Raw genomic sequence first — 20982 nt, 5'->3', positions numbered from 1 at the left:
TCGCGATTCTTAAGTAAGAAAAAGTCGTATCACCTTTTTCTGCAATCGTTCTGCTTCAACTTAATAACGATTATTTCAAATATTTCTAATTTTTACAAGGATTCATTCCATTATATAGTCCGATTGTTGAATAACATGACTGGCGTTTTTTAAACAATTTTATTATGTTTTAAACAATTTTATTATCTCTGTACAAGATGAATTAACGACTTGAGCTGTTGTGTAAATAATATACAATGACCATTTCTAATTCCTTAGTTTGTTCTTTTTCCCATATACGAACAGCATCTACTGGAATTTGTGTATGTTTTAACCAATCTAGAATTAAGTGTAGTTGTTCTTGTATTTGACCAATGTTTTGCTCCTTTATGTTCTTATTCTGAATTCTATTAATTAATTGAAGCATATAGGGAAGTTTTTCTATACATTCGCTTAAATCTCCGCAATAACCTGAAGGGAATTCATGAGTACCAAAATCTAAAGTATTGATGTAATTAGAAACTAGGTATATCATAGCTTCTTGTTCGGTATCACCACCTAATTCAATCGCTTTTCGAAGGAATTTTTCTAAATCGTCTTCTTTATTGCTAGAGTCCATATAAATTCCTATCCATCTAAAAGGTCTTGAATCAATCGGGTTGTTTTCTGTCCATCTATATAGAATGTCAATTAGAAAACTATTTAGTGCGAAAGTTAAGACCTCATCTTTTTCGTTTAATGCATCTAAAATAGTAAACAGTGAAATGGCAAACTCTTCTTGATCTTTTGATTCCCATTTCTTTGCATTTGAAATAAATGTCTCTAAATGTTTATAAGCTAATTTTCGAAGTCCCGCTTCGCGATGCTGACAGTAACAAATAAAATCTTGCCAATGCTCATTTGTATTCATATTTATAATAATGGTTTGTAATGCAGTGTGAGGTTTATGTATTATAAGTCCCCCAATCTATTAAGAACGTGTTGAAAATTTAGTGTTATTATATCATTACATAAATTAAAGTAGGAAGAATTTAAGATGGATTTTATTGGTCACGGGATCCAATCGATTGGTAATGAAGCAGTTCTAACAGGACTCATTATAGACTTTGAAGATGAAACGTAAAAAAAATATTATGTTTATCTGAATATTGAGGGAATACAAGAGTTTTATTTATTTAATTTTTAGAAAACATAGACTATAACATTGATAAATGGTATAATTTCCTTGTTATTGGAATTAAAATGAAAATATTAGAAGAAAAAGGATTGGGTTGGTTTTAATGGGGGATTCTGATCACAAAGAAACAAAGGCAATATTAAAGTTATGGTTTATTTATATACCACTTGCATTTGGAGAGTTTGTCTTTTCTAATATCATAGGTTATTTAAAAAAATAAAGATTTTGCATTTGAAAAACAATTAACCTAATTTAATTGTTTTTTTATTTTTCTCTAATAAACCAAATAAAAATAAAGATTTTGAACAAGATGAAGTTTATGAAGGAAATAACGTTGATTAGGTGCTGAAAACGGGAATCATTCAAGCATGGTAATTCGCCATTTTTATAGCTTCCTATAGTGAGATGTTATGTTCACATCATATGTATACGATATTTGTAACTTAATATAGCATTACTGCAACTTCAAAATTAGTAGTTAAGGTTGCTATCTTTTAGAGTGTTATATATATAACTTAGCTAAAAAAGTACAAATCATATAATTTGCGCTTTTCATTATCCGTTTTTCGGTAAAAAATATAGTTTTTGTCACATTAATACTGTACGATACATAGTATAAAACACATACTGTATGACATATAGTAATGGAAATGAGGTGAGTGAATGGATACTTTATTAAACTCGTTAATTACTGAGTTAAGAAGAGGGACATTAACGTTAGCTGTTTTAAGTCAATTAAGAACGCCGCAGTACGGATATTCACTTGTCCAGTTATTGGAGCAATCAGGGATTACAATTGATCAAAGTACTTTATATCCGCTACTTCGCCGATTAGAAAAGCAGGAGTTAGTGACGAGTAGTTGGGATAAAACAGAGAGTAGACCTCGTAAGTATTATGTTTTAAGTGAATATGGATTAGAGATATTTTTACAATTGAAAAAGCAGTGGGTAAAGGATTCGAAAGAACTTTATAACTTATTAAAGGAGGAGGACGAAAATGAGTTTGATTGATATGTATGTCCATGAAGTTGCGAAGAGATTGCCTGAACAAAATCGTGAAGATATTACACTTGAACTACGGTCAACAATAGAGGATATGTTACCAGACGATTATAATGAGGAAGATGTGAAGAGCGTACTCGAAAAATTGGGAAGTCCAGTTTCATTGGCTAATGGGTACTTGGATAGACCAATGCATTTAATTGGACCACGTTATTTTGATGTATATACGACGCTATTAAAAATGATTATACCAATTGCAGCTGTTATTGCGCTCATTTCAATGGTTGCAGAAAATTTTATAGGCTATAATGGTGATCAAGCGGTATTAAATGTTATTTTACAATTGATAGGTAAAGGTATAGGGGAAATTTTTGAAGTGGGTCTCCATGTATTTTTCTGGTTGACACTTGTGTTTGTTATTTTAGAAAGAACAGATAAAGACAAAGGTATCGAGCCGTTGACGACAAGTTTAAAAAAATGGACACCAGATGATTTGAAAAACATCTCGTATATCCCAAAGAAAAAAGCAATCTCGAAGTTTGAAGTTTTTGGAGGTTTAATGTGGACGGCAGTTTGGACTACACTTTACTTTTATGCGAATCATCTTGTAGGCGTATATCATGGTACAGAAAACGGATTGAAGTTTGTCGCGCCAACGTTTAATCAAGATGTTTTGCTTCAATACTGGCCCCTAATTTTGGTTATGATCGTTTTCGAAGTAGCTATATCACTTTATAAGTTAGTACAGGGACAATGGACGAAAAGGTTGGCAATTGGAAATGCTATTCTTCAAGTAGTCGGAACAATCATATTCATTGTAATTGTAGTAAATCCACATTTATTAAACGAAGGATTCATTACGTATTTGGCAAATGCATTTACTATTTCCTCAGAGGAGTTTAAAACGTGGCTCATTGGGGGAGGAATTTTCTTCTACATGTTATCTGCTGCAATAAATATACTTGATGGTTTCCGAAAAGCTAGTATTCGTATGTAGATAAAAATCGGAAATTTCGATAAAATAAAACTATTGAAAAGATATTGAAATAAGATGAACATGATGAAAGGAAGAAAACAATGATAAGGGAAGCAACGAAAAGAGATTTAGCATACATCTTAGATATTTATAACGATGCGATACTTTATACAACAGCTGTATATGCGTATAAACCTGTAACCCTTGAAAATAGAATAGATTGGTATGAACAAAAAAAGGCTGAAGGGTATCCAATTTTCGTATATGAATTAGATAATAAAGTAGTAGGATTTGCGACATTTGGACCATTTAGAGCTTGGCCTGCTTATAAATATTCAATTGAGCATTCGGTGTATGTTGATAAGGATTATAGAAAAAATGGGATTGGGACGTCTTTAATGAAAACATTAATCGAAATTGCAAAGGAAAGAGAGTATATGACCTTAATTGCTGGAATTGATGCAGAGAATGAGAAAAGTATTGCCTTGCATCAAAACTATGGATTTATTCATGCAGGAACAATAAAAAAAGCTGGTTATAAGTTTAATAAATGGCTAGATTTAGCTTTTTATCAGCTGGAACTTAACGGTCCTGAAAATCCTATAGAAGAATAAATATTTTTCGGTAGCAAGAAAAAATTCATGCTACCTTTTTCTTATTTTAATAGCTAATGAAAAGTTTTTTTACATTCAATGTTGAAATATTAGAAGTTAATATAACGATATAAAAAGAGGGATGGAAATGGAAACTGTTATAAATAAAATAAAAGAGGTACAATCTAATTATGTGGGAATGGCAATTTATTCTACAAAAGATAATCGGATAGTTGCTTCATATAATAATGAATTAAATATTCCGTTAGCATCAGCAGCAAAATTAGTCATTGGATTTGTAGTAACGCAAATGGTGAAGGAAAATAAACATAATTGGAATGATATACTTCATCACATTAAATTTAATCCGCATGAAGATAGTGCGCAGTTATATCCGCATTTACAAGGAAGAACTTCTTTAACACTTAGTCAAGCGGTAGAGGTAATGATTGCTTGTCATGATAGTTGCGTTGCACAGTCAGTTGTAATGCACTGTGGTGGATGGGATGTTGTGAAAATGTACGCACAAACGTACTTTTCAAAAATTTATATACAAGAGAATGCTAGAGATGAGAAAAATGTTGGAGAATTAAGTGAAGTTCTTGCCCTTTTCATACAAACCTTTCAAGGTTATAAATCAGAACCAGAATTATGGGAACCAATTATTAGCGGCATGGTAAGACAGCAAGGAGAGTATGAAGAAATCCCATATTATCATTTAGCTCATATGACAGGTGGATTACTCACAGCTACAATAAATATTGGTATTATAGGAATGTTTAACGAATTTCCGCTTCTTTATGTGATGGGGGGAAAAGATTTACCGAATCGACGTGAAAATAAAGAGGTAGATGAAGCTTTTGCAGCAGTTTTAAAGTACATATACAAAGAATATAGTGAAAGCATGCTAGGAGTGAGCGATTGAAAAGAAACTTAAAGACTTCAACAATCATTATTTTAATTTTAACGATTATTGCTCTTGAAGTTGGAATCGCACTATATGATCACAATTTGTCATTAGATACAATTTACTTTGCAGCGATCCTTATTTGTATTGTATTGCTTTTTGGCACACGTGTTTCTGAAGTGAAAGAAAGTACATCGAAACGAGGACGAAGAAAAATAGCTGTTATATTTTGGCCATCTATTTTATTGTCTATCGCTTGTTTTGCAGTTATAAGTTACATAAGGGTAGGCTATGTCTCTGTATCAGGGATAATTGGCTTTTCATGCTTTATTACATATGGTGGATTCGTTTTGATTAGTATTTTAAAGGGGAAAAATAAAGTGTAGCTTACTAAGTTGAAAGGAAGCAATGTATATGAAACATATAGAGAACGGTACACGTATTGAAGGAGAATACATTAAAAATAAAGTTATTCAATATAATATGTCCATCTTAACAGATGAAGTAAAACAGCCGATGGAAGAAGTAAGCCTCGTAGTAAAAAATGAAGAAGGAAAAATATTTGGTGGTGTAACAGGTACGATGTATTTTTATCATCTTCATATCGACTTTTTATGGGTTGATAAATCAGTTCGTCATGACGGTTATGGTAGCCAACTTTTACATAAAATTGAAGAAATTGCGAAGGGAAAAGAGTGCAGATTAATATTGCTAGATTCATTTAGTTTTCAAGCACCAGAATTTTATAAAAAGCACGGTTACAGGGAGTATGGTGTCGTTGAAGATCATCCGAAAGGTCATAGTCAGCACTTTTTTGAAAAGAGATTATAATAATATTATGTATACTGATTGATGGGAGGAAGCATATGTACACGTATAAATTGCAACAAGAACAACCAATCTGTGCAGAAAAAATAAAGAAGCTTTATGATTCTGTCGGTTGGTGGCCAGAAAGAAAAGAAGTCGATATTGAAAAAATGTTAAAGAATAGTATAGCCATTGGAGTATGGGAAGAAAATGAATTAGTTGGATTTGCTAGAGTCGTTTCTGATGGTGTTTTTCGAGCATACATTGAAGATGTTGTCGTACATGAGAGTGTAAGAAATAAAGGTATTGGAGAGAAGATGCTTACAATATTACTTCGAGAAATATCTCATATTCATATTGTTAGTCTATTTTGCGGAGAGAAGCTAATAAAGTTTTACGGTGAGCAGCAATTTCAAGCAACGAAGCAAATTGTGATGCATCGTAATCAAACAGGGAAAGAATAAGAGGTGCCAATTAAAATGAATGCAACAAGAGCGTACTGTTTATCGAAAAGAAAAGCGACAGAAGATTCTCCAGATGGTTGGAGTGCAACATGTATGAGGCTTAATAATAAAATATTTGCGATAGTAAATCATGAAGAAGGCGAAAAAGCTGCGATTACATTGAAGTGTGATCCAGAAGTCGCATTAAGAATAAGAGAAGATTATCCAGAAACCATTATTCCAGGGTATCATATGAATAAAAAACATTGGAATACTGTTTATATTCATAAGGATATAGAGAAGGAGCAAATTAATAAAATGATTGATTGGTCGTATGATTTAGTACTACAATCATTTTCAAAGAAAAAGCAGCAGGAGTTAATGGATTAATATGTATTAGGAGTGTGTGTAATGAAAGATTCGATTAAAGATACGTATGATAAATTAGCGAGTACATATAAAGAAAATCTAGATTTCGCAAATCCATATAACAGTTATTATGAAAGACCGGCGATGATGGAGCTTATTCCAAAGGAACTAGAAGGAAAAAAGATACTAGATGCTGGATGTGCAGCTGGATGGTATACTTCTCAATTCATAAAAAGAGGAGCAAATGTTACAGCAATTGATGTAAGTCCTGAAATGGTAAAAGCAGCAAAAGAAAATATAGGAGAAGAAGCAACGTTCCTTTGTCATGATCTGCAAGAAACATTGCCATTTGAAGATAATACGTATGATGTGATTGTAAGTTCGTTAACTCTTCATTACTTAGAAAATTGGAATCAAGTATTTCAAGAATTTCGTCGTGTATTGAAGCCAGGTGGGGAACTTATTTATTCTATTCATCATCCTTTTATGGATTTCACAAAGTTTCCATGTGAAAATTATTTTGAAAAACAGTTATTAATAGATACTTGGGTTAAACCGAATATTACTATTGAAGTCAAGTTTTTTAGAAGATCATTACAAGACATACTAAATGAAACTACAAATTATTTTGTATTAGAAGAGATAGTAGAACCGAAGGCAATTGAAAAAATGAAAGAAGTAGACGAAAAATCATATTATTATCTAAATACGAATCCACATTTTCTTATCATTAAAGCAACTAATAAATAGCTAGTAAAATAACTTTGTTTTACTAGCTATTTACAGTTTTACATTACATATTAGGGGACTTTAAAATGAATACGAAACGAAATAGAGTAGTATATGCACTATTTACTATAGTTATTATTATTTTAGGTCTTAGCTTAAGAAAGTTTGCTTTTGCACTACCACATCTATTAAATGATTACTTAGGCGATGCTTTATGGGCATTAATGATTTTCACTGGCTTTGGATTTTTGTTTCCTAAAACAGAGACGAAGAAGTTGGCTTTTATTAGTCTAATGTTTTGCTACGGGATTGAAGTGAGCCAATTGTATCATGCGGAATGGATAGATAATATTCGTGCAACGACTTTAGGTGGACTTGTGTTAGGGTACGGATTTTTGTGGAGTGATTTAGTTGCTTATACAATTGGTGTTGGAGTGGGAGTACTGTGTGAGGTTATTTTTCGGAAGACATAAGAATTGTAAAAGGGGTATTTGTAAATGGAACAAGCACTGGAAATTGCAAAGTTTTGGTTTCAAAATGAACATGTCACAGCTACTGTAATTCAACAAAAAGTAGCGAAGGTTATATGCAAGAATAAAGAGTATATTTTAAAGAAAACAGGATCAATAAAGCAACTTCTAGTTGAATTCGATGTTTTGAAGCAACTGTATGAAAAGGGAATTAAAGTACAGAGAGTAGTAAAGACAGAAAATGATGAACAATATGTATTATATAAAGAAAAATATTATTGCTTATATGAGTATGTTGCCGGAAGTGTTTTAGAAATAAAAGATACGAATAAGCTGGAAAGGCTAGCAAGTACAATTGGAGAAGAAATAGCTAATCTGCACAAAGCATTACATTCGGTGAATAGTGACCATGAGTTAATAAAAAGAGATTTATATAGGATGGTATTTGAATGGGCTATACCGATTTTAGAAAAGAATGAGTATGTTCATCGAGAGGTAATTCAAAAGATGGAGCGAATGCACGCAGCTTTCAAGGAAACAGTCCATCCATTACCGAGACAAATTATTCATCGTGATATGCATCTATCAAATGTAATCTTTAAAGATGATAAACTGGAAGGGTTTATAGATTTTGAGATTTTAGAAAATAATGTAAAAATATTTGATTTATGTTATTGTTGTACAAGTATATTAAGCGAGCTATTTAGTGATGAAAGATTAAGAGGGAAATGGTTACATATCGTTAGCAAAGTCTTTGAAGGTTATTATAAACAAAATGATTTAACGAAAGAAGAACTAAAAGCCATTTGGTATGTTATGCTTTCAATTCAAATTATCTTTATTGCTTATTTTGTCCAGTTACCAGATTTATTAAAGTTAAATGAAGAAATGTTCTCCTGGATTTTCGCTAATAAGGAAGCTATTGAAGAAGTTATAGAAGGTATCGTAAAGGTATGAAAAAAATAATATTAATTGGTTCTGGTGGTTCAGGAAAATCTACATTACCAAGGCAGTTAGGGAATAAATTAAATATTAAGGTGCATCATCTTGATGCATTATTTTGGAAACCGAATTGGGAAGGTGTTCCGAGAGAAGAACAAATAGCAGTTCAAAATAACTTAATTAAAGATGAGAAGTGGATTATTGATGGGAATTATGGTGGGACGATGGGTATAAGACTGAATGCAGCTGATACAATTATCTTCCTTGATATTCATAGAACAATTTGTATTTATCGTGCTTTTAAAAGAATTGTAAAATACCGGAATAAAATAAGACCAGATATGGGCGCGGGATGTGAAGAAAGATTTGATTTGCAATTTTTTAAATGGATATGGGAATATCCTAATGCTAAACGACCTACAATTTTAAAAGGGTTAGAGCAATTGCCGGAAGAGAAAAAGGTTATTGTTTTAAAATCTCCAAATGAGGTTCGGAAATTTTTAGAGCACATATAATAATAGAATGTGACACAACAATTCTTTTTGGATCTTACCGATTAGTTTAATTAAACTAATCGGTTTTTATTATGAAAAATTTAACGCTTTTTGAAAATTGTATTTTGTAATGAGTATATGACTTTAAGTTCATATAAAATGAACGTTTGGAGGAATAGAAAATGACTAACGATTTAATTCAACTAATCGATTCATTAATGGTCAATATTCCAGCTGGAGAGGTAGTATTAACAGATGATCGAATAAAAAAAGAATGGCTAGTACAAATTCAACCATTTCTTCTTGCAAAGTATGCTGTAACAATGGAACTATATGATGCTATTACAAATAGTACATTAAATAATTTTGATAAAAATCATAAACCAGTTGTCAATATTTCATGGAACGATGCCATTGCGTTTTGTAATGTACTTTCAAAAAAAGCGGGATTAAAAGAATATTATTCTATTAGTGATGGTGGTCAAATTGTGAAATGTAATTTAGATTCAAATGGCTACCGATTACCATCTGAGGCGGAGTGGCAATATGCATGTAAAGCAAGTACAACCGGATATACATACGGGAAACTTCATGATATAGCGTGGTATAATGAAAATTCAAATGGAGAGATTCATGACGTTGGCCAAAAAGAACCGAATGCATGGGGACTTTATGATATGCTAGGGAACGTTTGGGAATGGTGTTATGATTTGTATGATGAAACAGTGTACGGATCATACCGTATTTTTCGTGGTGGTAGTTGGGCTGAAACAGCGAGAGGGTGCGGCGCTACTTGTCGTCGTCGAAGCCATCCTACATTTCATATAGATGATCTCGGTTTTAGACTCGCTAGGTCAATTTAGTAGGAACATGATACGAACAGCTAGGAAAAGAGTATGGAAAGAATCCGTACTCTTGCCAACATAGAAATGATTTAACGTAAGGAGTGTTTATTATGGCGCGTGTTTTATTTATTAATGCTGGATCAGAAGGACATATAAATCCAACTTTACAAGTTGTAGATGAATTGATTTCTCGTGGTGAAGAGGTCGTTTATTTTTCAATAGAAGCTTTCAGGGAGCGGATTGAGAAGACAGGTGCTACTGTACGAACGATTGATGATCAAAAATTTATAAAAACGTTTCTATCTGGAGGCAGAAATTATTTGCAGGAAAGAATAAATGGCCTTCTACATACAGCGGATATTGTAATACCTAGCGTTTTAGAACAAATTGAAGGTGAACATTTTGATTACATAATTCATGATTCTATGTTTGGCTGTGGCCATTTAATTGCTTAAATCCTTAAACTTCCAGCCATAAATTCATGCACATCTTTTGCGCAGGATGAAAAATCCTTTGAGCAAATGTTAGGTCATCTATCAAAAAATATCCCAGTAGAAATTTATGATAAAATACAGAATGATTTTCAAAACTTAACGAAGGGAATTGCTGAAAAATATGGTGTTGAAATAAAATCATCGTATGAAGTTTTCTGTAATCCTGCACCCCTTACTATTGTATATACAATTAAGGAGTTCCAGCCTTTTGGTGATACGTTTGATGAAACATATAAATTTGTAGGACCATCTATCTCTGCACAAATGAAAAACAGAGACGTTGATTTTACTTCAATTGAAGAAAAAAGTCCGATTTATATTTCATTAGGTACTGTTTTTAATGAAGCGATTGACTTTTATAAACTGTGTATGAAGGCCTTTGAGAATAGTGAGCATACAATTGTTATGTCTATTGGTAGTAAAACAAAAATAAGTGATCTAGGCGAAATTCCTAAAAACTTCATTGTGAAAAACTATGTACCCCAAACTGAGCTGCTTACATATACGAAACTATTTATTACACACGGCGGGATGAACAGTGCGCATGAAGGACTGTATAACGGGATTCCGCTCGTTGTAATACCGCAAAGTGCAGATCAGCCAGTAGTCGCAAAGCAAGTGGAGAGTCTTGGAGCAGGAATAAAATTACAAATGCAAGGATTAACTGCGGATCAACTAAGTGAAAGTGTAGAAATGGTATTAAATAATCCGTCATTTAAAGAAGTTGCTTTGAATTTGAAGAAATCTTTCCAAAAATCAGGTGGATATAAGGAAGCTGTTGATGAAATTTTTATATTTGTAGGTCAGTGAAAAAATGAAATTATACATTAGAAAAGCATCTAAATAGGATGCTTTTTATTTAACTTTATAATTCTTATTTTTAATATCTAGTATGGTTAAAACTAAGGCACTGAGAGATATAAGTATAAGAATAAAAGTTAACCAGTTAAATGTATTGTCAATTATGAAGTAAAGATGATAGATAAATATATTCGAATTTTATTTTAAAATGTTAGGACTTAGTTTTACATGTTAGTAATAATTTCACTGTTTCTGCACAACTTCTGCACATACTCAGGTAATTTCTATGTCATGATATATTCATAAAGTGAAATATTTCACAAGAAAAATATAATTTCACTGCGGTGTATGCATAATTAACACATACATCGGTACAAGTTTGTCTCTTGTTATTCTTTTACATCAAAGCCCACATTCCACTACAAAGTATAACAAGAAGGAGACATGAACATGAATAATCGATTTTTAAAACAACTACAAAATATGAAAATGAACAAAAAAAGTTTAGGAGCTGTAGCATTAACAGCTGGAATTATTAGTACGACACTTATTCCTCAAAATGCTTATGCGCACGGTTTTGTTGAAAAGCCCGGTAGCCGATCCGCTTTATGTAGTTCAACTTATGGTGCGCTAAATGTAAACTGTGGAAGTGTTATGTATGAACCACAAAGTTTAGAAGCTCCAAAAGGGTTCCCAGAAGGTGGTCCAGTAGATGGACAAATTGCTTCAGCAGGCGGAAAATTTGGTGGTATTTTAGATCAACAAACAGCAAATCGTTGGTTTAAAAATACAATCACTGGTGGGGAAAATACATTTACTTGGAAGTATACTGCGCCTCACTTAACGAGTAAGTGGCATTACTATATTACTAAAAAAGGATGGAATCCAAATAAAGCGCTAACAAGAGCAGATTTTGAACCAATTGGAACAGTACAACATGATGGTTCTGCAGCTTCAAATAATTTAACTCATAAAATCAATGTACCTACTGATCGTAGTGGATATCATGTGATTTTAGCAGTATGGGATGTAGCTGATACAGCAAATGCATTCTATAATGTAATTGATGTTAATCTTATTAATGATGTGAAACCAGACATAGAAGCGCCAAGTATTCCAAATGGACTTCAGACGCAAAAAGTAACAGCGAATAGTGTAGAACTAACATGGAACGCTTCTACGGATAATGTAGGGGTAAAAGGATATCAAATCTTCCGTAACGGAGAGATGATTGATACAGTACTAGGCACTCATTTTATTGATAAGAAATTACAACCAAGTACAGAATACTCTTATACTGTAAAAGCAATTGATGCAGCTGGAAATGTATCGAAAGAAAGTGCAGCGCTTACAGTAAAAACGACAGTTGAGACTCCTGATACAGAAGCACCAACACAACCAAAAGGATTACATAGTATGGGAACGACAGCGTCAAGTGTGGATTTAATGTGGAGTCCATCTGACGATAATATTGGTGTAGACCATTACGATATTTATAGAGAAACAGAAGGATCAATGAAAAAAATTGCAACATCCAATACAACTTCTTATATGGATAAAAATCTGCTCGCTAATACTACTTATAAATATGTAGTAAAAGCTGTTGATGTAGCTGGAAATGAATCCGTACAGAGTGATATATTCACAATTACTACAAAAACCGAAAGCGCTTCATATGAAGCGTGGGATGCAAAAAAAGCATATAAAAAGGGAGATAGAGTTCTACACGAAGGAAAAGTATATGAAGCAGTCCAGAGTTATCAAGGAAATAGTGATCCGAACTGGATTTATGCATTATCATTATGGAAAACAGTGTAAGCTTTACCTAGGTATGGACTAAGAGATGATGGGCTTTGATGAAAAAGGGAATCTTGAGAATTCACTTTTCTATTAATAAAAAAGGGTAGTGTATGAATACATAAGATTCATATACTACCCTTTTTATTATGATAACACTTTCGTCATAAGTATATGCGGAATGCCATCTTCCATAAATATATCAGAAGAAGTTTCATAACCTAATTTTTTATAAAATCCTTCAGCTTGTGTTTGCCCGTGTAGTTTCACTTTTGTAGCTTGTTCGTTACGAGCAATTTCTTCTAACGTTTGAATGATGACTTTACCTAATCCGTATGTACGATAATCTTTTAAAATGCAAATACGTTCTAATTTTCCGACGCCATCAACAAATCGTATACGCCCTGTACCTACAGGAAGCTCATGATAATAAACTAAAATATGTTTACATTGCTCTCCGATTTCATCGAATGTATCGAATTCATCTGTAAGAGGAACACCTTGTTCTTTTACAAATACTTCTTTTCGAATATGAAAGGCAGTTTCTAAATCAGTAAGTTCTGTTATAAGTTTGGATTGCAAAATGTTCAGTCCTTTCTAGTGTAATCAGTTTGCGTTTTCCTAGTATATCATAATAAAGCACTATTAAGAGAAGAAGAACATACTAAAAAGCCAACTTTAAAAAGTTAGCTTTTATTACAATTTCTTTATCCCATTTTTAGTACCAATAATTGCTGTACTCGTCATACTTATAAACAACCCTGTTTCAACTACACCAGTAATCATTTTTAATTGGGTGTGTAAATGAACAGGATTAGAAATATGATTAGGGAATATACAATCGATAATCATGTTATTGTTATCGGTTATATAGGTTTCATTGTTTTTCAAACGTAATGTTGTTTGACATCCTAAAGACTGAATTTTATTTTCGGTTTGTTTCCATGAAAAAGGGATGATTTCAATAGGTAATGGAAAAGTACCTAAATGTGTTACAAGTTTCGATTCATCAGCAATGATAATTAGTTCTTTAGAGGAAGAGGCAACGATTTTTTCACGAAGTAATGCACCGCCACCGCCTTTTATAAGTTGTAAATTTGAATCAATTTCATCCGCTCCATCAATTGTAAGATCAAGACTTTGTACGTCGTTTAACGAAATTAGGGGGATATTTAGTTGATGTGCTAATGCTTCAGTTTCCTTTGATGTCGGTACAGCTTGAAATGATAATCCTTCTTTTACACGCTCACCTAATTTTTGTATTGTCCAATATACAGTAGAACCTGTACCAAGCCCAATCTTCATGCCATCATTTACAAAGTTAGCGGCATATTCGCCAGCGAGCTGTTTTAAATTCATCGCTTTACTCCGCTGGACGCGGTCCAGCATCAAGACCTGAATTTTCAACTGTAAGTACCGGACGAACGACTATATCTTTATGTACACGCATTTGACAAGATAATCGTAAATGATCTTCAATCCCTTTTTCCGTCATTGCATGTTTCTCATTCGCACTCGCTTCACAGAAATCACCTGCTAGTATTTCTACTCTACAAGTTGTGCAACGTGCATTCCCGCCGCAACGATGAAGAATGTTGACACCGCTATCTTCAATTGCTAATACTAACTTTGTTCCTTCTTTCACATCAAAAGTTCCCGCACCTTCAATTGTTAATTTTGGCAAATTTGTTCCTCCTCACGTAAAATTGTACATAACATATTTATGACCGCGAATTATTGAACATAAACATTATTTTTTTATATCCCCGTAACTTTTTTTAATGTTGAATCGTTTATTAAGTAAGCGCTGAAAAGGAGTGGTTATTTTGTGCACAAAAGTAACTCATGTTTTAAAGAACCATATCGATATGAATCATTCAAATATAAACTTTTTAATTGAACAATATGGAGAGTTAAAAAGATACTGTACTTTTTTAACGAAAAACAAATGGGATGGGGAAGATCTCGCCCAAGAAACAGTGTGTAAAGTGCTTCAAAAATATAGAAATAAAGATATTTGTATGACACTCGTCTATAAAATAGCAAGAAATCGTTGGTTAGATCAGATAAAGTCTAAGTCTGTTCATGAAAAAATAAGAGAACAAATCACTTTTGAAGAACCACATGAGAACATTGCAGATTTGCATGAAATGGTAGGGAAAGTATTGTCTTCATTAAATGTACAGCAATCCGCAATTTTATTATTAAAAGATGTTTTTCAATATAGTATCGCTGATATTGCTAAAGTGTGTTCTGTATCAGAAGGTGCAGTAAAGGCTTCTTTATTTCGGAGTAGAAATAGGCTGAAAACTGTAAGTGAAGAAGGGATTGAGATAGTCGAATTCACAGAGGATATTGAAGTTGTTGTAACATCTATTCGTGAGGAAAGACCAGAATTGTTAACGAAACTTCTTCCGACAATAGATTTTACTAAGTTACCATCTAAACAGCCAGTGTTATTATTTAATGTGAAAAACCCTTCTTCCTACAGTTGTATGCTTTGCGCAGCATAACAAGTATTGGAGGAATTTAAAATGAATACAATTCCATATGTAGTAGAACAAACAAAATTAGGAGAACGTTCCTATGATATATATTCAAGGTTATTAAAAGACCGCATTATTATTATCGGCTCAGAAATTAACGATCAAGTAGCGAGTAGTGTCGTAGCGCAATTATTATTTTTAGAGGCAGAAGATGCAGAAAAAGATATATATTTATACATCAATAGCCCAGGAGGTTCAACGACAGCAGGTTTTGCAATATTAGATACGATGAATTTAATTAAACCAGATGTGCAAACGCTATGCATGGGCTTTGCGGCATCATTCGGTGCATTGTTATTATTATCAGGAGCAAAAGGAAAACGGTTTGCGCTTCCTAACAGTGAAATTATGATTCATCAGCCGCTTGGTGGTGCACAAGGGCAAGCAACAGAAATTGAAATAACTGCGAAAAGAATATTAAAGTTAAAGCATGATATTAATAAAATGATTGCAGAAAAAACGGGGCAACCGATTGAAAGAGTAGCACATGATACAGAAAGAGATTATTTTATGACCGCAGAAGAAGCAAAGGCATATGGGATTGTAGATGATGTTGTTACGAAAAAATAAGATGAAAAAGGCTAGAGGATATGTTAATTCTCTAGCCTTTTTATTAATCCTTTACCCATTCATCAACTAGCGCTTGATTGTTCTTAATCCATTTTCGTGCCGCTTCTTCGGGATCTTTCGTTTTATTTAACTCGACCATTAATGTACCAAGCTGCTCATCGTTCATTTTCCATTTATCAAAGTATTTTATGATATCCGGGTGATCTTTTTCGAAACCTTTACGAACGGAGTAATAAATGTCATCTTTTTCACCATATACTTTCTTAGGGTCTTTTAAATATTTTAAGTCAAATTCTGAAAAACCCCAATGCGGATTCCAAAGCGTAACAGCGATTGGTTTCTTTTTTGTATATGCTTTCTTTAGTTCACTCATCATCGCAGCTTCAGAAGATTGGACAAGTTTTAGTTTTATATCATATTCTTTCATTGCTTTATTCGTTAAATTCATAAGACTACTACCGGGTTCGATACCGACAATTTTATTATCTAGTTCATCTTTATGAGCATTTAAATCTTCGATACTGTTTATGTTTTTCATATAAGAAGGGACGACTAAACCTAGTCCAGTACCTTCGTACCATTTTGATTTTAAGACAATATCATCTTTATAACGATCGTTTAGCGGTTTATCTGTAACTGGTAGCCATACTTCTAAATTCGCATCAACATCGCCACGAGCGACACCAGTCCAAATTGCGGCTTTTTCTAAATACATGAGCTCAACTTTGTAGCCTTTTTCTTCTAATAAAACTTTCCACATGTTTGCAGTTGCAATATTTTCTTTCCAACTTGTTACACCAAGTTTAATTTTTCCTTTCGAATTTGCATTTGTTGCATTACATGAAGTGAAAATCATAGTAATAAATAATGCAAGGCATATAAACCAAATTTTCTTTCGCATCGAAAACCTCCTAAGTAACGTTTGCCTTATAAAATAAATGTATAAGTAAGCATTCTTATTATGAACGGAAACGAGAATTTTAAAGAAATCTTATGAATGTCATTTTTATGTAATATTTCTTTGTAAAATCGCAACACTATATGAATAGATGGGTAGAAAAGGAGTAGTGACATGGATAATACAAAGGTGCGTGTTGAAAACGTAACAAAAGTATTCGGGAAACATCCGCAAAGAGCCCTTTCCTTATTAAAAGAAGGAAAAAGTAAATCGGAAATTTTAAAAGAGACAGGAATGAACGTTGGGGTGAAAAAAGCAACGTTTGAAGTTTACTCTGGAGAGATTTTCGTTATTATGGGTTTGTCTGGTAGCGGGAAATCTACGCTAGTTCGTATGTTAAATCAATTGATTAAACCAACTGCAGGTCATATATACATAGATGGTGAAGACATCGCAACGATGGGAAAAGAAGAGTTACGGAGAGTAAGAAGAACGAAAATGAGTATGGTATTTCAGAAATTTGCTCTATTTCCGCATCGTACAGTTATACAAAATGTTGCATATGGTTTAGAAATACAAGGAGTTCCGGTTGAAGAGCGAGAGAAAAAAGCGTTAGAATCGCTGCAGTTAGTAGGACTCGATCATCATAAAGATAATTATCCAAGTCAACTTAGTGGTGGTATGCAGCAGCGCGTTGGAATCGCAAGGGCACTAACGAATAATCCAGATGTATTACTAATGGACGAGTCATTTAGTGCATTAGATCCACTTATTCGAAAAGAAATGCAAGATGAATTGTTAGAGTTACAAGATAAAATGGAAAAAACGATTATATTTATTACGCATGATTTAGATGAAGCGCTTCGAATTGGAGATCGTATTGCATTAATGAAAGATGGAGAAATCGTCCAAATTGGAACGCCAGAAGAAATTATGATGAGCCCCGCAAATGAATTTGTAGAAAAGTTTGTTGCGGACGTGAATTTAGGAAAAGTAATTACGGCTGAGTCTATTTTAAAACGACCAGAAACTTTATTAATTGATCGTGGACCTCGTGTGGCTCTTCAAATTATGAGGAATGCAGGCGTCTCAACTGTATATGTTGTAAACAAAAAGTATGAGTTTTTAGGTATATTAACTGCGGATGATGCGAGTAAAGCAGTACAAAAACAGTGGCCGATTGCTGATTTATTACTTAATGATATTCCGCATGTGTATTTGGATACTTTACTGGAAGAGACATATGCAAAAATGGCAGAGATGAAATATCCGTTACCAGTAATCGATGAGAAGAAAAGGCTAAGAGGAATTATTAAACGTGAAAGTGTCATTCAAGCTCTTGCAGGAAACATTGAGGAAGAGGTGAAAGACGATGAATAGTATACCACGTATTCCATTAGGGGAATGGGTCGACTCATTTGTTGCAAGTTTATATGAGCACTTTGAAGGCTTATTCCGAGGATTCTCTTATATTATTGGTGGATTCGTTGATTTACTCACTAATTTTTTAATAATAATACCTGCCATATTGATGATTATTATCTTGTGTTTCTTCATTTGGTACACAACGAGGAAATTATCTTTAGTCATTTTTACGCTTATTGGATTATTATTCATTTTGAATATTAACTACTGGGCACAAACGATGCAAACATTAGCACTCGTACTTACGTCTGTTATTATTTCAATTATTGTCGGAATTCCAATTGGTATATTAGCATCTCAAAATGAACGTTTCTCAAAATTTTTAAAACCAACATTAGATTTTATGCAAACAATGCCTGCATTCGTATACCTTATTCCAGCGATCACATTTTTCGGAGTCGGTGTAGTACCTGGAATTATTGCATCAGTAATCTTTGCAATGCCACCGACAATTCGTTTTACTGACTTAGGAATTAGACAAGTTCCAGAAGATTTAATTGAAGCAGCGAATGCATTTGGATCCACTGCATCACAAAAACTATTTAAAGTACAATTACCACTTGCAACCGGAACGATTATGGCTGGTGTGAACCAAAGTATTATGCTTTCGTTATCGATGGTTGTAACAGCGTCACTTGTAGGAGCTCCAGGACTTGGAGTTGATGTATATCGCTCTGTAACACAAGTTAATATCGGAATGGGCTTTGAAGCTGGATTAGCTATCGTAGTAATCGCAATTATATTAGACCGTATTACACAAGGGTTCCATACGAAAAGAAAATAATGACCAAAAGACACACTTTTATAATACAAAGTGTGTTTTTTATTGCATCCAGATCACATACGAACGATAACAGAACCTCCAGCTGGTGCGCAAACTTGGTTTTTTATTTCATTGATTTAACTCTTCGATGAATAACGATATGTTTGTTTAATAGCGACTTGAAAATCTCTTCTTAAGAAGAGGATTATGCGCTGGAAAAGTATAAGTAATAAAGTACATTTTTTGGAAAATATTAAGTGGAATAGCGAATATATTAGGAGACAGTGAAGTCATGTAAATAGATATTATTTTAGAAGAAATTATGAGAGGAGATGCTATTTTGTCTAAAAAGAAAAAAAGCAATGATGCCTTGGCAATAGGCGTCGGTATAGGGGTTGTAATCGGTGTAGTCCAAGGTTATTTTACAAATAATTTAGTAATCGGAATTGTGATTGGGATTGTAATTGGAGTTGTGGTTTTGAAGAAATAATGAGGTTTAAATTCATTTCAAAAATTGCTGTATCAAAAGAGTGAATCTTCGGAATATAAATCCTGTTTTTCCTTTTTTTATGATATTATATATGAAAAGGATGGTGATGAATATGTCAACAAACGATCAAGTAAAACTAAACTGTTTTATTTGTGAAAAGCATAAAGGAAATATTATAGTTCCAGGTGGAGCTATTTACGAAGATGAACTGGTTTACGTTGGACATGTCCACTGGGATAGTGAAGAAACATACTTGGGTTATGTAATGATAGATATAAAAAGGCATGTACCTGGCCTCGCTGAACTAACAGATGAAGAAGCGAAAGCGTTCGGACTTATAACAAGTAGAGTAAGTAAAGCGCTAAAAGCAAGTGAAGGTGCGGAACATATTTACACTTTTGTTTCAGGAAATGGTGTACCACATATGCATATGCACATTATTCCACGTTATCCCAATACACCAAAAGAATTTTGGTCACCAACCGAAGTAGCGAAATGGACTGGCGCACCATATGGTGACGCAGCGAAAATCAAAAAACTATGCGAAAGAATACGAGAGTATATGGTGAGTGAATATGCATACAAAAAATAATAGACAACATTCATGGGTTGGAAGTAGAGAAATGTGTTTAGACGAAATTTCGGTAAAGCAATATGGTGATATCGTGCTCGGTGCATATGGTGGGAATATTAGTGCCGGAGCGAAAAAGAATGAAGATGGTGCATTAGTTTGGTCAAATGGTGAGTGGGAATTTGCAGCTATATTAGATGGACATAATAGTGCAGAAAGTGTTGAGTTAGTAGTGAATACAATCGAAAAAGAATATGAAAATATAAAAGTAATTTTGAATGAACCAATTAATTCAGTATTTCAGTCTGTTGAAAATCATATACTTACAATTTTTCAGTCATCTTCATTTAAGGAAAAGTGCAAAAAAATTAAAGGTGAAACAGCTTGCTTACTATGTGTAAGAAAAGAAAATTATATATGGTGGCTATCTATTGGAGACTGTTTAGTTTATGTATTTCATGAAGAGTTACATAAGTTAGGACAATATGCATTAAATCAACGTCATTTTTACGAATGGATTGGAAATGTAAACACATTTGATTTACCTGTTCCTTGTTATTCAACAGGCATTCGTGAATTACGTAATGGAAAGAATCGAATTGTAATGGTGACAGATGGAGTATTAGAATGCGGGGAACGTCGGTATGAAACTCCTGTAAATCTGTATAGTGATATGAATAGAAATAATAACGTACTTAAAGTAAATATCCATAATGTTTTAGAACACGTTCACCTGCAATTAGGAAGAGATAGTGCGACGATTATTAGTTGGGACATTGATAATAAAGGAAAAGCTACTTATCCGAGTGATCAGCCAGATAAAAAGTAAAGGAGGAGACATCACTGTTTTTAGTTAAAGGAATTTTATTAATAGTATGGATCATATTCTTAGTT

26 protein-coding genes and 1 pseudogene are annotated in these 20982 nt (G+C 33.2%); 22 read left to right on the top strand and 5 right to left on the bottom strand.

The window, feature by feature from the left end; genetic code table 11:
* Positions 1-202: 202 nt before the first annotated feature.
* Positions 203-931 carry a hypothetical protein gene (locus tag ACS2QP_RS07620; RefSeq protein ID WP_088338690.1) on the bottom strand — a complete coding sequence of 243 codons (729 nt, stop codon included), beginning with the start codon at positions 929-931 and terminating at the stop codon, positions 203-205.
* 888 nt (positions 932-1819) lie between these two features.
* Between ACS2QP_RS07620 and ACS2QP_RS07615 the strand changes: the two genes are divergently transcribed.
* The 15 genes and pseudogenes from ACS2QP_RS07615 (at position 1820) to ACS2QP_RS07545 (ending at position 12846) form a co-directional block, all read left to right on the top strand.
* The gene (locus tag ACS2QP_RS07615; RefSeq protein WP_000380296.1) at positions 1820-2167 is read left to right on the top strand and encodes a PadR family transcriptional regulator; all 348 of its coding nucleotides are present in this window, start codon (positions 1820-1822) and stop codon (positions 2165-2167) included.
* Positions 2154-3155, top strand: coding sequence for an HAAS signaling domain-containing protein (locus ACS2QP_RS07610; RefSeq protein WP_119683528.1), 1002 nt, complete (start codon positions 2154-2156; stop codon positions 3153-3155). The genes ACS2QP_RS07615 and ACS2QP_RS07610 overlap by 14 nt, the downstream gene beginning before the upstream one ends.
* 80 nt (positions 3156-3235) lie before the next feature.
* A complete protein-coding gene (locus ACS2QP_RS07605) occupies positions 3236-3748 on the top strand; it encodes a GNAT family N-acetyltransferase (RefSeq protein WP_000617521.1) in 513 nt (170 codons plus the stop codon).
* 127 nt (positions 3749-3875) lie between these two features.
* Positions 3876-4652, top strand: coding sequence for a serine hydrolase (locus tag ACS2QP_RS07600; RefSeq protein ID WP_088338688.1), 777 nt, complete (start codon positions 3876-3878; stop codon positions 4650-4652).
* Positions 4649-5020: a hypothetical protein gene (locus ACS2QP_RS07595; RefSeq protein WP_088338687.1), complete on the top strand. Its 372-nt coding sequence runs from the start codon at positions 4649-4651 to the stop codon at positions 5018-5020. Before ACS2QP_RS07600 ends, ACS2QP_RS07595 begins: the two co-directional genes overlap by 4 nt.
* A gap of 28 nt (positions 5021-5048) precedes the next feature.
* A complete protein-coding gene (locus ACS2QP_RS07590; protein WP_025689365.1) occupies positions 5049-5465 on the top strand; it encodes a GNAT family N-acetyltransferase in 417 nt (138 codons plus the stop codon).
* Positions 5466-5500: 35 nt separating this feature from the next.
* Complete coding sequence (locus tag ACS2QP_RS07585) at positions 5501-5905, top strand: GNAT family N-acetyltransferase (protein ID WP_000288973.1); 405 nt, start codon at positions 5501-5503, stop codon at positions 5903-5905.
* Between the two features lie 15 nt (positions 5906-5920).
* Positions 5921-6274 carry an MmcQ/YjbR family DNA-binding protein gene (locus tag ACS2QP_RS07580; protein ID WP_088338686.1) on the top strand — a complete coding sequence of 118 codons (354 nt, stop codon included), beginning with the start codon at positions 5921-5923 and terminating at the stop codon, positions 6272-6274.
* A gap of 21 nt (positions 6275-6295) precedes the next feature.
* Positions 6296-7003 (top strand): class I SAM-dependent methyltransferase, encoded by a 708-nt coding sequence (locus ACS2QP_RS07575; RefSeq protein ID WP_000655261.1) that lies wholly within the window; start codon positions 6296-6298, stop codon positions 7001-7003.
* A gap of 65 nt (positions 7004-7068) precedes the next feature.
* Positions 7069-7455: a DUF2809 domain-containing protein gene (locus ACS2QP_RS07570; RefSeq protein WP_438882281.1), complete on the top strand. Its 387-nt coding sequence runs from the start codon at positions 7069-7071 to the stop codon at positions 7453-7455.
* A gap of 24 nt (positions 7456-7479) precedes the next feature.
* Positions 7480-8409 (top strand): phosphotransferase enzyme family protein, encoded by a 930-nt coding sequence (locus ACS2QP_RS07565; protein WP_000434081.1) that lies wholly within the window; start codon positions 7480-7482, stop codon positions 8407-8409.
* Positions 8406-8909, top strand: coding sequence for a DNA topology modulation protein (locus ACS2QP_RS07560; protein WP_088338684.1), 504 nt, complete (start codon positions 8406-8408; stop codon positions 8907-8909). The genes ACS2QP_RS07565 and ACS2QP_RS07560 overlap by 4 nt, the downstream gene beginning before the upstream one ends.
* A 161-nt stretch (positions 8910-9070) precedes the next feature.
* Positions 9071-9751 carry a formylglycine-generating enzyme family protein gene (locus tag ACS2QP_RS07555; protein WP_088338683.1) on the top strand — a complete coding sequence of 227 codons (681 nt, stop codon included), beginning with the start codon at positions 9071-9073 and terminating at the stop codon, positions 9749-9751.
* 92 nt (positions 9752-9843) lie between these two features.
* A pseudogene (locus ACS2QP_RS07550) lies at positions 9844-11037 on the top strand (macrolide family glycosyltransferase).
* Between the two features lie 441 nt (positions 11038-11478).
* A complete protein-coding gene (locus tag ACS2QP_RS07545; protein WP_088338682.1) occupies positions 11479-12846 on the top strand; it encodes a lytic polysaccharide monooxygenase in 1368 nt (455 codons plus the stop codon).
* A 126-nt stretch (positions 12847-12972) separates the two neighbouring features.
* Here ACS2QP_RS07545 and ACS2QP_RS07540 read toward each other — a convergent pair whose 3' ends face one another.
* The 3 genes from ACS2QP_RS07540 to ACS2QP_RS07530 all read right to left on the bottom strand — a co-directional run bounded on the left by ACS2QP_RS07540 (position 12973) and on the right by ACS2QP_RS07530 (position 14509).
* Positions 12973-13407 carry a GNAT family N-acetyltransferase gene (locus ACS2QP_RS07540; RefSeq protein ID WP_001190883.1) on the bottom strand — a complete coding sequence of 145 codons (435 nt, stop codon included), beginning with the start codon at positions 13405-13407 and terminating at the stop codon, positions 12973-12975.
* Between the two features lie 114 nt (positions 13408-13521).
* Entirely contained in the window at positions 13522-14184 is a 663-nt protein-coding gene (gene rpiA, locus ACS2QP_RS07535; RefSeq protein ID WP_079004353.1) for a ribose 5-phosphate isomerase A, read from the bottom strand.
* A 4-nt stretch (positions 14185-14188) separates the two neighbouring features.
* Positions 14189-14509, bottom strand: a complete 321-nt coding sequence (locus ACS2QP_RS07530; RefSeq protein WP_001125388.1) for a 2Fe-2S iron-sulfur cluster-binding protein — start codon at positions 14507-14509, stop codon at positions 14189-14191.
* A gap of 142 nt (positions 14510-14651) precedes the next feature.
* Here ACS2QP_RS07530 and ACS2QP_RS07525 point away from each other — a divergent pair, with 142 nt between their 5' ends.
* A complete protein-coding gene (locus ACS2QP_RS07525) occupies positions 14652-15338 on the top strand; it encodes an RNA polymerase subunit sigma-70 (RefSeq protein WP_000337509.1) in 687 nt (228 codons plus the stop codon).
* Positions 15339-15359: 21 nt separating this feature from the next.
* Positions 15360-15941, top strand: a complete 582-nt coding sequence (gene clpP / locus ACS2QP_RS07520; protein ID WP_001092372.1) for an ATP-dependent Clp endopeptidase proteolytic subunit ClpP — start codon at positions 15360-15362, stop codon at positions 15939-15941.
* Between the two features lie 43 nt (positions 15942-15984).
* Here the strand turns inward: clpP and ACS2QP_RS07515 are convergent, their stop codons facing one another.
* Positions 15985-16842: a glycine betaine ABC transporter substrate-binding protein gene (locus ACS2QP_RS07515; protein WP_001227613.1), complete on the bottom strand. Its 858-nt coding sequence runs from the start codon at positions 16840-16842 to the stop codon at positions 15985-15987.
* 171 nt (positions 16843-17013) lie between these two features.
* Between ACS2QP_RS07515 and ACS2QP_RS07510 the strand changes: the two genes are divergently transcribed.
* The 5 genes from ACS2QP_RS07510 (at position 17014) to ACS2QP_RS07490 (ending at position 20917) form a co-directional block, all read left to right on the top strand.
* Positions 17014-18219 (top strand): quaternary amine ABC transporter ATP-binding protein, encoded by a 1206-nt coding sequence (locus tag ACS2QP_RS07510; protein ID WP_000370606.1) that lies wholly within the window; start codon positions 17014-17016, stop codon positions 18217-18219.
* Complete coding sequence (locus tag ACS2QP_RS07505; RefSeq protein ID WP_134207500.1) at positions 18212-19048, top strand: ABC transporter permease; 837 nt, start codon at positions 18212-18214, stop codon at positions 19046-19048. Before ACS2QP_RS07510 ends, ACS2QP_RS07505 begins: the two co-directional genes overlap by 8 nt.
* A 301-nt stretch (positions 19049-19349) precedes the next feature.
* Positions 19350-19517, top strand: a complete 168-nt coding sequence (locus ACS2QP_RS07500) for a hypothetical protein (RefSeq protein ID WP_044792184.1) — start codon at positions 19350-19352, stop codon at positions 19515-19517.
* A 100-nt stretch (positions 19518-19617) separates the two neighbouring features.
* A complete protein-coding gene (locus ACS2QP_RS07495) occupies positions 19618-20109 on the top strand; it encodes an HIT family protein (RefSeq protein WP_438882329.1) in 492 nt (163 codons plus the stop codon).
* Complete coding sequence (locus ACS2QP_RS07490; RefSeq protein ID WP_438882280.1) at positions 20093-20917, top strand: PP2C family serine/threonine-protein phosphatase; 825 nt, start codon at positions 20093-20095, stop codon at positions 20915-20917. Before ACS2QP_RS07495 ends, ACS2QP_RS07490 begins: the two co-directional genes overlap by 17 nt.
* Positions 20918-20982: the final 65 nt, after the last annotated feature.

The organism is Bacillus cereus group sp. Bce019 (assembly GCF_051781745.1).
GTDB classification, from domain to species: domain Bacteria; phylum Bacillota; class Bacilli; order Bacillales; family Bacillaceae_G; genus Bacillus_A; species Bacillus_A cereus.
This window is presented reverse-complemented; position numbering and strand designations above follow the sequence as displayed.